Origin of the sequence: Micromonospora sp. NPDC051300 (assembly GCF_044455315.1) — a bacterium.
Classification (GTDB): Bacteria; Actinomycetota; Actinomycetes; order Mycobacteriales; family Micromonosporaceae; genus Micromonospora; species Micromonospora robiginosa.
In genome coordinates this window covers 94,257-108,266 of sequence record NZ_JBITEP010000008.1, presented here as the reverse complement: position 1 = coordinate 108,266, position 14,010 = coordinate 94,257, and the positions used below count along the sequence as shown (strand labels likewise).

General features: G+C 73.6%; 17 protein-coding genes. 6 read left to right on the top strand and 11 right to left on the bottom strand.

Going from position 1 to position 14,010, the window contains the following annotated elements; genetic code table 11:
• Positions 1-40: 40 nt before the first annotated feature.
• Positions 41-502: an Lrp/AsnC family transcriptional regulator gene (locus tag ACIA5A_RS11690; protein ID WP_396759788.1), complete on the bottom strand. Its 462-nt coding sequence runs from the start codon at positions 500-502 to the stop codon at positions 41-43.
• A gap of 59 nt (positions 503-561) precedes the next feature.
• Here ACIA5A_RS11690 and ddaH point away from each other — a divergent pair, with 59 nt between their 5' ends.
• Entirely contained in the window at positions 562-1,395 is an 834-nt protein-coding gene (gene ddaH, locus ACIA5A_RS11685; RefSeq protein WP_396759785.1) for a dimethylargininase, read from the top strand.
• A gap of 54 nt (positions 1,396-1,449) precedes the next feature.
• On the opposite strand, the gene ACIA5A_RS11680 is transcribed toward ddaH, so the two are convergent.
• Together ACIA5A_RS11680 and ACIA5A_RS11675 are read right to left on the bottom strand one after the other, a co-directional pair.
• On the bottom strand, positions 1,450-2,667 hold the full coding sequence (locus ACIA5A_RS11680; protein WP_396759782.1) for an ABC transporter substrate-binding protein: 1,218 nt from the start codon (positions 2,665-2,667) through the stop codon (positions 1,450-1,452).
• 49 nt (positions 2,668-2,716) lie between these two features.
• Positions 2,717-3,529, bottom strand: coding sequence for an alpha/beta hydrolase family protein (locus ACIA5A_RS11675; RefSeq protein ID WP_396759780.1), 813 nt, complete (start codon positions 3,527-3,529; stop codon positions 2,717-2,719).
• 57 nt (positions 3,530-3,586) lie between these two features.
• Between ACIA5A_RS11675 and ACIA5A_RS11670 the strand changes: the two genes are divergently transcribed.
• Complete coding sequence (locus ACIA5A_RS11670) at positions 3,587-4,177, top strand: bacterial proteasome activator family protein (RefSeq protein WP_396759777.1); 591 nt, start codon at positions 3,587-3,589, stop codon at positions 4,175-4,177.
• Between the two features lie 37 nt (positions 4,178-4,214).
• On the opposite strand, the gene ACIA5A_RS11665 is transcribed toward ACIA5A_RS11670, so the two are convergent.
• The 3 genes from ACIA5A_RS11665 to ACIA5A_RS11655 all read right to left on the bottom strand — a co-directional run bounded on the left by ACIA5A_RS11665 (position 4,215) and on the right by ACIA5A_RS11655 (position 6,774).
• The gene (locus ACIA5A_RS11665; protein WP_396759775.1) at positions 4,215-5,027 is read right to left on the bottom strand and encodes an HAD family hydrolase; all 813 of its coding nucleotides are present in this window, start codon (positions 5,025-5,027) and stop codon (positions 4,215-4,217) included.
• Entirely contained in the window at positions 5,027-5,848 is an 822-nt protein-coding gene (locus ACIA5A_RS11660) for an HAD family hydrolase (RefSeq protein WP_396759772.1), read from the bottom strand. Before ACIA5A_RS11660 ends, ACIA5A_RS11665 begins: the two co-directional genes overlap by 1 nt.
• A gap of 179 nt (positions 5,849-6,027) precedes the next feature.
• Positions 6,028-6,774 (bottom strand): hypothetical protein, encoded by a 747-nt coding sequence (locus ACIA5A_RS11655; RefSeq protein ID WP_396759769.1) that lies wholly within the window; start codon positions 6,772-6,774, stop codon positions 6,028-6,030.
• A gap of 121 nt (positions 6,775-6,895) precedes the next feature.
• Here ACIA5A_RS11655 and ACIA5A_RS11650 point away from each other — a divergent pair, with 121 nt between their 5' ends.
• The 3 genes from ACIA5A_RS11650 (at position 6,896) to ACIA5A_RS11640 (ending at position 8,576) form a co-directional block, all read left to right on the top strand.
• Positions 6,896-7,324, top strand: coding sequence for an OsmC family protein (locus ACIA5A_RS11650; protein ID WP_181570928.1), 429 nt, complete (start codon positions 6,896-6,898; stop codon positions 7,322-7,324).
• A gap of 89 nt (positions 7,325-7,413) precedes the next feature.
• Positions 7,414-7,758 carry a metallopeptidase family protein gene (locus ACIA5A_RS11645; protein ID WP_396760157.1) on the top strand — a complete coding sequence of 115 codons (345 nt, stop codon included), beginning with the start codon at positions 7,414-7,416 and terminating at the stop codon, positions 7,756-7,758.
• A 95-nt stretch (positions 7,759-7,853) separates the two neighbouring features.
• On the top strand, positions 7,854-8,576 hold the full coding sequence (locus tag ACIA5A_RS11640) for an AIM24 family protein (RefSeq protein WP_181570927.1): 723 nt from the start codon (positions 7,854-7,856) through the stop codon (positions 8,574-8,576).
• Positions 8,577-8,619: 43 nt separating this feature from the next.
• Here ACIA5A_RS11640 and pheA read toward each other — a convergent pair whose 3' ends face one another.
• The 4 genes from pheA to ACIA5A_RS11620 form a co-directional block, all read right to left on the bottom strand.
• Positions 8,620-9,576, bottom strand: a complete 957-nt coding sequence (pheA, locus tag ACIA5A_RS11635) for a prephenate dehydratase (protein ID WP_396759765.1) — start codon at positions 9,574-9,576, stop codon at positions 8,620-8,622.
• A 10-nt stretch (positions 9,577-9,586) separates the two neighbouring features.
• Positions 9,587-10,105 carry a hypothetical protein gene (locus ACIA5A_RS11630; RefSeq protein WP_396759762.1) on the bottom strand — a complete coding sequence of 173 codons (519 nt, stop codon included), beginning with the start codon at positions 10,103-10,105 and terminating at the stop codon, positions 9,587-9,589.
• A gap of 110 nt (positions 10,106-10,215) precedes the next feature.
• Positions 10,216-10,671 (bottom strand): hypothetical protein, encoded by a 456-nt coding sequence (locus tag ACIA5A_RS11625; protein WP_396759759.1) that lies wholly within the window; start codon positions 10,669-10,671, stop codon positions 10,216-10,218.
• 233 nt (positions 10,672-10,904) lie between these two features.
• Positions 10,905-11,642: a hypothetical protein gene (locus ACIA5A_RS11620; protein WP_396759756.1), complete on the bottom strand. Its 738-nt coding sequence runs from the start codon at positions 11,640-11,642 to the stop codon at positions 10,905-10,907.
• Positions 11,643-11,804: 162 nt separating this feature from the next.
• Between ACIA5A_RS11620 and ACIA5A_RS11615 the strand changes: the two genes are divergently transcribed.
• Positions 11,805-13,019 carry an arginine deiminase gene (locus tag ACIA5A_RS11615; protein WP_396759753.1) on the top strand — a complete coding sequence of 405 codons (1,215 nt, stop codon included), beginning with the start codon at positions 11,805-11,807 and terminating at the stop codon, positions 13,017-13,019.
• Between the two features lie 71 nt (positions 13,020-13,090).
• Here the strand turns inward: ACIA5A_RS11615 and ACIA5A_RS11610 are convergent, their stop codons facing one another.
• The gene (locus ACIA5A_RS11610) at positions 13,091-13,972 is read right to left on the bottom strand and encodes a DUF5926 family protein (protein WP_396759750.1); all 882 of its coding nucleotides are present in this window, start codon (positions 13,970-13,972) and stop codon (positions 13,091-13,093) included.
• Between the last annotated feature and the right edge of the window lie 38 nt (positions 13,973-14,010).

The window sequence follows — 14,010 nt, the reverse complement described above, 5'->3', positions numbered from 1 at the left end:
TTCGCCGATGCCGAGTCAACGACGTGAAGCCGGGTTGAGGTCAACTCGTGGTGGACGGCCCGACGCCGGGTGACTCGACCAGCCGGGACAGCACGATGGTGCTGCGGGACGAGGTGACGAACGGTTCGGCGCGCAGCCGTTCCAGCGCCTCCTCCAGGTGGGCGATGTCGGCGGCGCGCAGGTGCACGAGCGCGTCGGCCTCGCCGGAGACGGTGTACGCGCCGACCACCTCGGGGTGCCGGCGGGCGGCGACGCCGATCTGCGCCGGGGTGGTCCGGCCGGCGCAGAACAGCTCGACGAACGCCTCGGTGGTCCAGCCGACGGCGGCCGGGTCGACGACCGCGGTGAAGCCGCGGATCACCCCGGCCGCGCGGAGCCGGTCCACCCGACGCTTGACCGCGGGGGCGGAGAGTGACACCCGGGTGCCGATGTCCGCGTACGAGGCGCGGGCGTCCGCCACGAGCAACGCAATGATTCGCTGGTCGACCGCGTCGATCTGCAACGTTCCGCCTCTGGGAAGCAATGGTTGTGGCTGTTACCAAAGTTCTACCGTACCTACTCTTGGTGACCGTGAACCAGCAGCGAGTCCCGCGAAAGCGGACATATCTCATGTGCGCGCCCGAGCACTTCGCGGTCGAGTACGCGATCAATCCGTGGATGGACGTGACCACGGCGGTCGACGTCGACCTGGCGGTCAAGCAGTGGCACGGGCTGCGCGAGACGCTGCTCGGGCTCGGCCACGACGTGCACACGCTCACCCCCGAGGCGGGCCTGCCGGACATGGTCTTCGCGGCCAACGGCGCCTTCGTGGTCGACGGCACGGTCTACGGCGCCCGGTTCAAGCACGAGCAGCGGACCGGCGAGGCCGCCGCGCACCGGGCGTTCTACGAGGAGCAGGGCTGGCACTTCATCGCGCCCAGCGAGACGAACGAGGGCGAGGGCGACTTCGCCTACCTGCCGGACGCCCACGGCGGGCTGATCCTGGCCGGCCACGGTTTCCGCACCGAGCTGGCCGCGCACGGCGAGGCGCAGGAGGCGCTCGGCCGGCCGGTGGTCTCGCTGCGCCTGGTCGACCCGCGCTTCTACCACCTGGACGTGGCGCTCGCCTCGATCGACGACGGGAACGTCGTCTACTACCCGGGGGCCTTCTCCGCGGCCAGCCAGCGGGTGCTGCACCAGCTCTTCCCGGACGCGGTCGTGGCGGACGACGAGGACGCCCTGACCTTCGGCCTCAACCTGGTCAGCGACGGTCTCAACGTGGTGTTGAACAGCGAGGCCACCCGGCTGGCCGGCACCCTGAAGGCGGCCGGCTACCACCCGGTGCCGGTGGAGCTGGCCGAGCTGAAGAAGGGCGGCGGCAGCGTGAAGTGCTGCATCGCCGAGCTGCGGCACTGACGTCGGACACGGGCGAGGGGCGGTCTCCCGGTGGGGAGGCCGCCCCTCGTCGCGTCAGCCCAGCGTGGCCAGCTCGTTGATGACCACGTTGGAGAGCAGCCGGCCGTCCAGTTGCACCTTGCGCAGGTACCACTTCTGCTGCGGGGTACGCGGCTGGTTGAACTGCCAGGAACCGCGCGGGCTGTCGACCTGGCCGATCTTGCCGAGCGCCAGGTTGACCTGGGACGGGGTCGGTTCGCCACCGACCAGCCGGATCGCCTTGTCCAGCACCTGCGCGGCGTCGTACGAGGCCATCGCGTAGGTGGTCGGCGAGGTGTTGAACGTCTTGCGGTAGGCCGAGGCGAAGACCCGGTTCGGGGTGTTGTTCAGGTCGGCCGAGTAGTTCAGCGCGGTGGAGATGCCGTACTTCTCGATCAGTTTCCGGTCGCGGCCCGTCTCGCCGTCGTCGAGCTGTTCGAGCACGGTGCCCTCGGTGAGGAACCCGGGCGCGTAGATCGGCCCCCGGAAGCCCTCGTCGTAGAGCTGCTTGACGAACTGCACCGCCTGCGCGCCGGTGTAGTGGCAGAAGACCGCGTCCGGCTTGCGGGCCAGCGCCTTGCGGATCGGGCCGGCGTAGGCGCTCTTGCCCGGGTTGGGGTAGTCGGGCGTGTAGATCGGATCCTCGGTGAGCCGGCGGCCCTGCTCGTAGCCGCGCCGCAGGCCGGCGACGACGTCCTGGCTGCCCTGCCCCTGGGCGCCGAAGATGGCGATCCGGCTGGACGGGTCGAGGTTCTGGCGCAGGTATTCCCCGAGCGCGAAGCCCGGCTCGTCCAGCACGTACGAGGTGCGCCAGATGTAGACGACGCCCTGGAGCGTCGCCGGCGAGGCGTTGGAGCCGATCAGCGGCACCCGGGCCTGCTCCACGGCGTCCCGGATGCCGGTCATGACGGTCGGGCTGACCACGCCGGTCAGCGCGAGCACGCCCTCCTTGAGCAGCCGGTCGACGGCGGCCTTGCCGGTCGTGGCGCTGTCGCCCTCCTCCGCCGACACCAGCGTGACCGGGTGCCCGCCGAGCTGCTGGCCGTGGGTGCTGAGGAAGAGCTGGAAGCCGTTGGTGATCTCGTCGCCGATGGCCTTGTTGGGGCCGCTGCCGGGCGCGATCAACCCGATCTTGATGGGGCTGCCGGAGGGGGCCTCGTCCGCGTCGTCCCCGGAGCCGCAGCCGGCCACGAGCCCGGTGGTGCCGAGCGCGGCCAGCAGTTGCAGGGCCCGCCTGCGGTTCATCTGTGCCACCGAACTTCCTCCCCGCCGGGGTGGCCATGGTGCACACCCCTTCGGCGTTCTACCTGGTCGACGACGCTGCGTCAATGCCCGGAAGATCATCGTGAAAGGACCGCAACGCCTCGACAACCCGGGGCCAGGCGGCCGAATCCGGCGCGATCAGCCCGAAGTGCTCGCATTCCGGCAGCTCAACCAGCGTGGCGTCGCCTCCGGCGGCCCGGTCGGCGGCCACCCAGGAGCGGCTCGTGGACACCGGAACCTGCTGGTCGAGGGTCCCGTGCATGACTACCGTGCGTGCCTGAATCGGTACCAATGCCGATGGATCCGCGTCCGCGTACCGGTCGGGCACGTCGGCCGGGCCGCCGCCGAGCAGCGCCGCCACCGCCCCACCGTCCAGATCCAGCCGGTACGCCTCGGCGAGGTCCGCCACCGGCGCGAGCGCGAGCACGCCGCCGACGGTGTGCGGGGCGTGCGCGGCGGCGTACAGCGCCAGGTGCCCGCCGGCCGAGTGGCCGACCAGGACCGGCGGGGTGGGCGCCACCCGGCCGGGCAGCGCGGCGGCGGCCAGCGCGGGCAGCGCGGCGACCCCGGCGAGCACGTCGGTGAGCGTGCCCGGCCAGCCGGTCCGGCGGTATTCGAGCTGCGCCACCGGATGACCGAGCGCGGCCAGCGCCGCCGCCATCGGGCCGGTGTGGGCGCGGTCGTACTCCGCCCGCCAGAACCCGCCGTGCACCACCACGACCAGCGGCCGGGCGGGCCCTTCGCCGGCCGGTCGACGCAGGTCGGCGCACTGGTCCGGGTGGTCGCCGTAGGCGACTGTGGCGTCCGGCGGCGGAGCCGGCCGGGTCAGCACGTCGCGGGGGTCGCGGGGCATGCCGGGACGGTAGCCTGCCCGGTCCTGGGCGCGTGCGCCCGGCCGGGGTGGGTAAAGATGGGTGCCATGACCGAAGCACACTCCGGCGGACACGACGGCGAACAGAACGACGACGGCATCCCGGGCACCGTGGTGGTGGTCGGGCCGGACGGTCGACCGGTCGGCACGGTGCAGACCGAGGAGGGCAAGGGCGAGGACCCGACCCGCCTGGTCGAGCAGCCGGCCAAGGTGATGCGGATCGGCAGCATGATCAAGCAACTGCTGGAGGAGGTGAAGGCCGCCCCGCTGGACGACGCGAGCCGGCACCGGATGCGCGAGATCCACGAACGCTCGATCGTCGAGCTGAAGGAGGGCCTCGCCCCCGAGCTGCGCGAGGAGCTGGAGCGGATCTCGCTGCCGTTCACCGAGCAGCAGGCGCCCAGCGAGGGTGAGCTGCGCATCGCCCACGCCCAGTTGGTCGGCTGGCTGGAGGGGCTGTTCCACGGCATCCAGGCCGCGCTGGTCGCCCAGCAGATGGCCGCCCGCGTCCAGTTGGAGCAGATGCGCTCCGGCCGCCAGGCGCTGCCCAGCGGCCCGGGCGGCATGGTGCCCGGCATGCCGGGGATGCCCGGCGGCCACGAGGGCCACGCGCCCGGCCAGTACCTGTGACCCGCGCCGGCCGGGGCGCGTCGGGCGTCCCGGCCGGTCAGTCCAGCCCGAAGACCTTCTCCAGGTAGGCCGCCACGCCGTCGGAGGTGTTCGCGCCGGTGACCTCGTCCGCGATCTCCCGCACCGCCGGGTGGGCGTTCGCCACCGCCACCGCCCGACCGGCCCAGGTCAGCATCGGCACGTCGTTCGGCATGTCGCCGAAGGCCAGCACGTCCCGCTCGTCGACGCCCAGCCGGGCCGCGAACCAGGCCAGGCCGGCCGCCTTGGTCACGCCCGCGGCGGAGATCTCGATCAGCCCGCTGTACGACGAGTGGGTCGCCTCGGCCAGCCCCTCGAGCGCGCCGGCCACCACCCGGACGAACACGTCCGGGTCCTGCTCCCCGGCGCGGACCAGCAGTTTCACCGCCGGCGCGGCGAGCAGCTCCTCCGGCGACTCGACGGCCCGGATCGCCTCCGCGTCGGCGTCCCAGCGCAGCGGGTAGTGCGCCTCGTGCCGCATCTGCCGGCTGTCCACGATCTCCACCGCGAAGCTCACCCCGGGCACCTCGGCGCGCAGCCGGCGGGCCACCTCGGCCAGCAGTTCCGGGGCGAGCGGGTCGGCGCGCAGCACCTCGTCGGCCACCGGGTCGTACACCACCGCGCCGTTGGCGCAGATCGCCGGCAGCGGCGCGTCGAGCTGGTCGTACACGAGTTGGAGCCAGCGAATCGGCCGGCCGGTGACCAGCACGACGGGCGTGCCCCCGGCGGTGATCCGGGCCAGCACCCCGGCGGTGCGCGCGCTGAGCGTCCGGTCGTCCGACAGCAACGTGCCGTCGATGTCGGTCGCGACGAGTCGAGGTGGCTCTCCCATCACCGGGAGAGTAGTCGGTCCAGGTAGACCGCGACGCCGTCGTCGTCGTTGCGCAGGGTGATCTCGTCGGCGGCGGCGCGGACCTCCGGGTGGGCGTTCGCCACCGCCACCCGGGACCAGCCCGCCCAGCCGAACATCGGCAGGTCGTTGGGCTGGTCGCCGAAGACCAGCACGTCCGCCGGGTCCACCCCGAGCCGTTCGGCGACGACGCTCAGCCCGGTCGCCTTGTCGACCCCCGGTGGGCAGATCTCGACGAAGCCGAGGCCGGCCTGGGTGAGCGTGGCCACCTCCGGCGACACGATCCGGCGGGCCGCCGCGAGCAGCTCGTCGACGTGGTGGTCCTCGGTCCGGGCGAACGCCTTGACCACGTCGCAGGAGAGGCACTCGGCCCGGCTGCGCGCCTCGAACCGGTCCGGATAGGGCCAGCTCGGGTGGTAGTCGCCCCAGAGCGGCGCGTCGTGCTCGCCGGACGCCTCCACCATCACGGTGAGCGGGCCGACGGCGGCCTCCAGGTCGGCCAGGAGACGGGCCAGCACCTCGCCGCGGAGGCGTTCGTCGCGCAGCACCAGCGGGCCGGCCGGGTCGCTCTGGTCGACCACCCAACCGCCGCCGGCCATCACCAGGAAGTCGGCGGCGCGGATGTCGTTGCGGCTCAGCTCGGCCAGTCGCGGCCCGCGCCCGGTCGCGCCGACGACCGGGATCCCGGCCGCGCGCACCCGGTCCAGCACCCCGTGGGTGTACGCGGAGACGGTGTCGTCGCTGCGGACGAGCGTGCCGTCGAGGTCGGTGGCGATCAGCTTGGGCAGGCCCGGGCGGGTCATGGTTCCTCCTTCGCCCGCCACCGTCACGCCGGCCGACCAGGTCCTCGGTGCCGCGGCCACCGGACGGTGGGCAGGCAACCGTATCTCGCGCGACCGGGGGCGACCACGGCATTCCGGCGAATCGGTCGCGAATGCCCGGCGGCGATCAGGTGGCCGGCGTGCGGGTGGGTCGGCCCTGCTCAGCGCTGTCGTTCCGGGCCGGCGAACGGCCTGGTCGGTTCCACCGTCAGGTCGGCCGGCGCGGGCGGCGCCTCGTCGTCCCGGCCCCGGCCCCACCGTCGACCGCGCCTGTCGGCGGGCGTCCCGTCGTCGTCCGGCGCCGTGGTCTCCACCCGGTCGGTGGCCCGGTCCCCGACCCGCCCGCTCAGGTGCAGCGCGGCCGCCAGCAGCACGACCGCCAGGAACGCGGTCACCAGGCCCCGGCCGTGCTCCACCTGGAGGCGCTGCTCGGTGGGGAAGAACAGCACGCGCCGGGCGAGCTGCTGAAGGGAGGCCGCGGCCGCGACCAGCACGCCGAGCAGGGTCGCCGCGAGGCCCAGCCCGGCGATCCGGGCGTGCTGCCGCACCGCCGGGGCGCCGCGCAACGCCAGCGCCACCGCGACCGACAGGCCGAGCAGACCCACGAGGTACGCGGCGCCGAAGCCGCCGACCTCGGCGACGCCGCTGGGCAGCCGGAACGTGGTGTTGCCGTCCTCACCCTCGTTCGGCACCGTGATCACCAGCCACTCGCCGATCAGCGAGGCGAGCACGGCGACCGCGCCGAGCCCGGCCAGCACCGGCGGCAGGCGGTGGTCGCGCCCCAGTCCGGCCAGCGACCGGCCCACCCGGCCGGACGAGGTCGTCCCGGTGTCGGTGTCGCCCCACTCCACCACGGTGGTGCCGTCGGAGCGGTTGTCCTGTCTGGGAATCGGGAGATCCTGCGACATCGGCCACCCTTCGGCGTCGGTGGGGCCTGCGTCGAATCATGGCACAGCCGACACCCGGTCACCGGGAGCGCGATCCGGGCGGGCGGTGCGGGGCGGCCCGCTTTCGGTTAGCGTCGGTGCCATGCCTATCCGTACCGCTTCCGCTCGTTGGCAGGGCGACCTCGCCGAGGGCTCGGGCACCGTCCGCACCGGCAAGGGCGGCCTGTCCGGCAACTACTCCTTCAAGTCGCGCTTCGAGGAGGGTGAGGGCACGAACCCCGAGGAGCTGATCGGCGCCGCGCACGCGAGCTGCTTCTCGATGGCCCTCTCCAAGCAGCTCGCCGACTCGGGCGCCACCGGCACCTCGGTGGAGACGACCGCCAAGGTGCACTTCGACAAGACCGACGCGGGGATGACCGTGACCCGCATCGACCTGGAGACCGTCGGCCAGGCCCCGGGCCTGGACGAGGCCGGGTTCACCAAGCTGGCCGAGGCGGCCAAGGAGAACTGCCCGATCTCCCGGCTGCTCTCCCCGGGCGCGCAGATCACGCTTACCGCCCGCCTGGCCTGACCACGCGGAGACGCGGCGGGGGCGTCCTGCTCGGGGCGCCCCCCCCGCGCCGGGTGCCGATCGTGAGGGAGTGACCGGGCGGCGTGGCCGTGGAGATGAGCCGGGACCGGTTCGAGGAACTGGTCGGCGAGGCGCTCGACGAGGTGCCCGAGGAGCTGCTCGGGCTGATGAGCAACGTGGTCATCCTGGTGGAGGACGACCCGCCGCCCGGCGAGAACCTGCTCGGGCTCTACGAGGGGCACGCGCTCACCACGCGCGGCTGGGACTACGCCGGTGTGCTGCCCGACCGCATCCTGATCTACCGGAACCCGATCCTGGCGATCTGCGACACCGACGAGGACGTCGTCGACGAGGTCGCGGTGACAGTGGTGCACGAGATCGCCCACCACTTCGGCATCGACGACGAGCGACTGCACGCCCTCGGCTGGGGCTGACCGGGTCCCGGCCGCCTCCGCTCGGCCGATCCCCGCGCTTGCGCCCGTCCCCTAACCTCCGGTGCAGGCACATCCCGATGCAGGAGGAAGAACCCATGCGCAGCGAGCTGTTCTCCGCGGCGAATCTCGAGAAGGAGTCCCAGCAGCCGGGCATGCGGCTGCAGAACTCCAAGATGCTGAAGATCGAGCTGAACGGCGAGGCGATGGCCCGCGTCGGGTCGATGGTCGCCTACCAGGGCCAGGTGCAGTTCCAGGCCCTCGGCTCGGGTGGCATCGGCAAGTTCATCAAGCAGCGGCTCACCGGCGAGGGCGTCCCGCTGATGAAGCTCTCCGGGCGCGGGGACGTCTTCCTCGCCGAGGCCGCCAAGGACGTGCACGTCATCGACCTGGAGCCCGGCGACGCCCTGTCCATCAACGGCTCCAGCGTGCTGGCGTTCGACGCCAGCCTCCAGTACGACATCAAGATGGTCAGCGGCATGGGCATGGCGTCCTCCGCCGGCCTGTTCAACTGCGTCTTCACCGGGCACGGCCGGATCGCGGTCACCACCAAGGGCACCCCGGTGGTGCTGAACGTGGACGCGCCGACCTACGTCGACCCGCAGGCGGCGGTCTGCTGGTCGGCCAACCTGCAGACCGGCTACCACCGGGCCGAACAGCTCGGCCTCGGCACGCTGCTCGGGCGCAGCACCGGTGAGGCGTTCACGATGAGCTTCGCCGGCCAGGGCTTCGTCGTGGTCCAGCCCTCCGAGGAGCCGCCGGTGGCCGGCAGCGGCGCCCAGCAGCAGCAGGGCGGCCTGCTCGGCGGTCTGCTCCAGTGACCGCCCGGGTCGGGTGCGCCGCTGGGGGGTGCACCCGACCCGGTCAGCTCAGCTCGCCGGCGCGCAGCCGGGCCAGCCAGGCCGCCGCGTCGGCCCAGTCGGCGTCGGAGAGGCCGGCCGGCGCGGGCGTCGGCCGGTCACCCGCCGCCGTGCTCCAGCGGTGCCGGGGGTACGACCCGAGGAAGCGCACGTCGGCGCAGACCCGGCGCAGCCCGCGCAGCGCCTCGCCGAGGCGTACGTCGGCGACGTGCCCGGTGCAGTCCAGGAAGAACACGTAGCGCCCGAGCGCCTCGCCGGTCGGGCGGGACTCGATCCGGGTCAGGTTCACCCCGCGCACGGCCAACTCCATGAGCACCGACAGCAGTGCGCCCACCCGGTCGTGCGCGATGTAGACCGCGAGCGAGGTGAGGTCGTCGCCGGTCGACGGCGGGGGCGGCCCGGGGCGGGACACCAGCGCGAACCGGGTCACCGCGTCGGGATGGTCGGCGATCTTGTCCGCGAAGACGGTCAGCCGGTGCCGGGTGGCACCTATCGGGGCGCAGACGGCGGCGTCGTACTCACCGTTGGCCGCGCCGGCCGCGGCGGCGCCGTTGGAGAGCACGTCGACCACTGTGGCGTCGGGCAGGTGGTCGCGGAGCCAGCCGCGGCACTGGGTGGACGCCTGCGGGTGGGCGGCCACGCTGCGCACCGAGCCCAACGTGACGCCGGCGCGGCCGGCGAGCACGAACTCCACCGGCAGGACCACCTCCCGCGTGATCACCAGCGGGTCGCCCTCGGCCAGCTCGTCCAGGGTCACCCCGACCGCGCCGCCGATCGAGTTCTCCAGCGGCACCAGCGCGGCGTCGGCGTCCCCGGCCCGTACCGCGTCGAGCGCCTCGCCCACGCTGCGGGCCGGTGTGCGGTCACCCCGTTCGGCGGCGGGCACGGTGCGCAGCGCCTGTTCGGCGAAGGTGCCCTCGGGGCCGAGGTAGACGAAGCGGGTGGGCGGTGTTCCCGGCATGGCGACCAGCCTACGCACCCGGGACACCGTCGCAGGCCAGGGTGCGGATGCCCGCCGGCGCGGTGGCGCGCACCTCGACGCCGCAGACGTCCGTACCGGCGGTCACCAGGGTGAGCTTGTCGCGGCCCCGGGTGACCGCCTGGAGTTCCTCGTGCCCGGCGACCGCGAGCACGGTGTAGTGCCAGCCCTCGGCGCAGAGCGGCCCGGTCCGCACGGTGACCCGTACGGTGCGCGGGAGTACGCCGGCGGAGCCCCGCAGCAGCGCGACGATCCGGGTCCCGGACGGTGCGCCGCGGCAGGGGGTGGCGGCCGGGTCGGGCGCCGGGGCGGTCGGCGCGGGCGGCACGGCGGGCGCGCTCGGGGTGGCGGTGGCCGGCGCGGTCGGGGTCGCGTTCGAGGGCGTGGCCGACGCCGAGGCGCGCGGGGCGCCGGTGGTGGCGGGCGGTTCGCGCAGCTCGGGCGGCCGGCCGCAGGCGGTGAGCGCGAGCAGCGCGAACAGCGTCGCCGTCAGGGGCGTGGTGCGGGGCACGATGCAGTCCTCGACATCGACGGGCGTCGTCACGGCCCGGGGGCCGAGCCCATCGTAGGAGGCTCACCCGCCGGGGTGAAGCCGGGTGCGCGGACCGTTGCTCCGCCGGGTCAGAGCACGGAGAAGAACGTGAGCGAGCCGGCCACCGCGGCGCCGCTGAGCACCGGGGTGGAAATCGCGTCCACGGTGGTCCCGGCATCGGCGCCGGGGCCCTGGACCCGCAGCAGCCCGCGGGCGAGCCGGCCGGAGAGGAGCGCCAGCAGCGGGGGGATCTTGTCGGTCTCCTGCTCGGTCAGCTCGCTCGGGCTGGCGGTGAAGTCGACCAGGCGCAGGCCGCCCTCCAGCAGCGGCAGGCCGATCACGTCGTCCGGAGCGCCGAGGCAGAGCAGGTCGCAGCCGGATGAGGAGATGGCCACCACCGTGGTGTCGGCGTCGATCAACAGGCACGGCTCGGCGGCCCGGGAGACCGTCCCGGACCACTGCGCGAAGTTGTCGGACTCCTGCTCGGTGGGGGTCGCCGTCGAGGACGGGAACACTTCCGAGAGTGAGAGCTCGACGTGGGCCACCGCGCCTCCTATGTACACCGACGGTCCGTCCACGCTAGCCGGTCGGCACGGCGACCTTCCGGCCGCGCTGCGCTTCCCGGTCTCCGTCGCCGCCCGAGGGGCCGAGCGGCTCGGTGACCGGGGGACATGCGTCGGTGCGGCGGTAGCCCCGGGGGGTCGGGCGGCCGGCGACGACGCGGACCGACGAACCGGTCGGGGGCGGTGCCGCGGACCGCGTGGCGTCGTCGGAGACGTTACCGCCGGGCGGCCCGCTTGTCAGCGGCCGTTCGGCCCTCGTCATACCACCGGTAGTCGGCAGATGGACGGTACGTGCCGTTCAGCCACGTCGACGGCGCCTGGGCGACCCGGGACAGCTTCTCGGCGGTGGCCGGGGTGATCCGGTTGCCGGCGGCCACCAGCAGGCGGTCCAGCTCCCGGTGGGTGGCCATGAGGCAGTCCTTGGGCAGGCCGTAGACGCTGATGACGCCGGAGCCGACGAAGGTCAGCACCGGCGTCACCGGGATCGGCAGCCCGACCGCGTCGGAGAGCGCCTTGCTGGCCCGCTTGGCGTCGCGGCGCGCCTCGGCCACATAGGGCGGACGCTTGCCGTTGATCTGCACGACGTCGCCCGCGACGAGCACCCGGGCCCGGCCGTGGTCGGCGATGGTGACCGCGAAGAGACCGCTCGGCCCGATCGCGAGGAACCCGGCCCGGTCCTCGTCGCCGTGGTCGAACAGCGCGTCGGCCGGGTCCGTCCGGGGCCACTCGATGACGTGCCAGGCGGGACCGAGGTGGTCGAGTTGCCCCAGGGCGCGGGCCCCGGCGGCCTCCAGCCGGCGGGCACCCCGCTCGGCTCGACGTCGGCGGGCCCACTCCAGTGGAGTCGGCCGGGCCGGTTCGAGCACCGACGTGGCCTCGACCCGTGGCGGCGGCACCGCGCGGGGCGGCAGTGCCCGGCTCGGTACGGCTCGACGAGCGGGAAAGACAGTCATCGCGACCTCCGGCAAAAGGTCTCTCGAAGTTATGTCTCCACTACCCTACGTTGCACACCCGGGGTCTAAGCAAGTTGGACCGCCGGAATGAGTGTGGATGAATGCCATATTCATTCACACTTCTTTTCCGGATGGTGCGGAAGCCTGCCCTAGGCTGCGGGGGTGACGCACTACGTGGACAGCGAAGTCGCCCGACTCGGCACGGTGCTGCTGCACCGCCCGGGGCCGGAACTCGCCCGCCTCACCCCACGCAACAACGACTCCCTCCTCTTCGACGCTATCCCATGGGTGGGACGGGCGCAGGAGGAGCACGACGCGTTCGCGGCCGCGCTGCGCTCGCGCGGCGTGGAGGTGCTCTACCTGGCCGACCTGCTGGCCGAGACGCTCGCCGTGCCGGACGCCCGCGGCGAGCTGACCGAACAGGTGCTGCGCTCGCCCCGCCTCGGCGACACGCTGCGCGCCCGGGTCGCCGACCACCTGGCGTACCTCGATCCGGCCGCCCTGGCCGACGTGTTCATGGCCGGGCTCGCGCACGAGGAGCTGCGGATCGGCGCGGAGCGGCCGGGCGGCCTGGTCTGGACGTTGATGGACCGACACGACTTCGTCATCGACCCGCTACCCAATCTTCTCTTCACCCGCGACTCGTCGGTGTGGATCGGCGACCGGGTCGGCGTGACCAGCCTCGCCATGCCGGCCCGGCGGCGGGAGACCACGCTCACCGACGCGATCTACCGCTACCACCCGCGCTTCGTCGGCACCGAGTTCGTCTACCACCCCGGGCTGGAGCACCTCGAGGGCGGCGACGTGCTGCTGCTCGCGCCGGGCGTGCTCGCCGTCGGCGTCGGGGAGCGCACCACCCCGGCCGGCGCCGAGCGGCTGGCCCGGCAGGTCTTCGCCGCCGGGCTGGCGCACACCATCCTGGTGGTGCCGATCGCCCAGGAACGCGCCACCATGCACCTGGACACGGTCTGCACCATGGTCGACGTGGACGCCGTGCTGATGTATCCGAACATCGCCAGTGAGCTGTCCGCGTACACCGTCGTGGCCGGCCCCGACGGCGAGCCGAGGGTCGACGGGCCGGCCCCCTTCCTGCGGGCCGCCGCCGACGCGATGGACCTCGACCAGCTCAGGGTGATCGACACCGGCCTGGACCCGGTCACCGCCGAACGCGAGCAGTGGGACGACGGCAACAACACGCTCGCCCTCGCGCCGCGCCTCTGCGTGGGCTACGAACGCAACGTGGAGACCAACGCGCAGTTGGAGCGGGCCGGCATCGAGGTGATCGCCATCGCCGGCTCCGAGCTGGGCTCCGGCCGGGGCGGCCCCCGCTGCATGTCCTGCCCCCTGGTCCGGGAGAAAGGCGGGGCCCCCTCTTAACGCCTCCGGTAGAGAAGGGGCCCCCTCTCACGCCAAGGCGTTAACAGGGGGCCCCGCCTTACACCCGGGGCTCAGCGCAGGGTGAGCTGGCGGCCGAGCAGGCCCTGGCGGGCACGCCGGCCGGCCGCGTCCAGCGGCTCCCGCTCGCCCAGCGCCTCGGCGTAGCGCTTGGCGAACTCGGCCACCGGGCCCTCCCACTCGGCGGCCGGCGTGTCCTCCGGCAGGTCCCAGACCGGCGTCAGGCGGCCGTGCGCCCGGAACATGCCGGCGAACTTCGTGCCGTCGCCCAGGGTCAGCTCCCCGGCCGCGCCCAGCCGGGACAGGGCGTCCAGCGCGGCGTCCTCGTCGTCCGGCAGCACCCACCGCACGTGGGCCTTCTCCGGCACCTGGCACCAGTACGCCGCCCGCGCCGCGTCCAGCTTCACCGTCGGGTAGATCGCCGCGTTGGCGCGCTCCAGCGACGCCTGCACGGTCGGGTCGTCGCCGGCGCCCGGGTCGAGCCAGAACTCGAACCCGTCGTGCATGCTGATCTCCAGCGGGCCGTCCACCAGGATGTCCTGGAGGCGGGGGCCGGGGCCGGGCAGCGGCGGCACGCTCACCTGCCTGCCCGGCTCGGTACGCAGCGCGCAGAGCAGCGCGTCGGCCAGGTCCCGGGAGACGTCGCCGGACTGCTGGTGCCGTTGCAGGCCGATCAGGACCCGCCCGTCCGGCTTGGCGACCGCCGGAGCGGCCATCGGCAGCACGGTGGCCAGGACGACCGGTCGGTCGCCGTACTCCTCGACCAGCTCCGGGGTCAACCGCAGCGGCGCGGACGCGGCCGGCACCAGCTCGCGCAGGGCGATCCACTCCGGCTCGTCGGCCAGGCCCTCGAACGGTCGGGGCACGAAGACGTCGCGCACCTTCTCCCGCTTCGGGGTGGCTTCGGCCCGCTGGTTCTTTCGACGCTTGCTCACGGCGAGACAGCCTAGAGGCCCGGCGGGGCCGCCGGGGG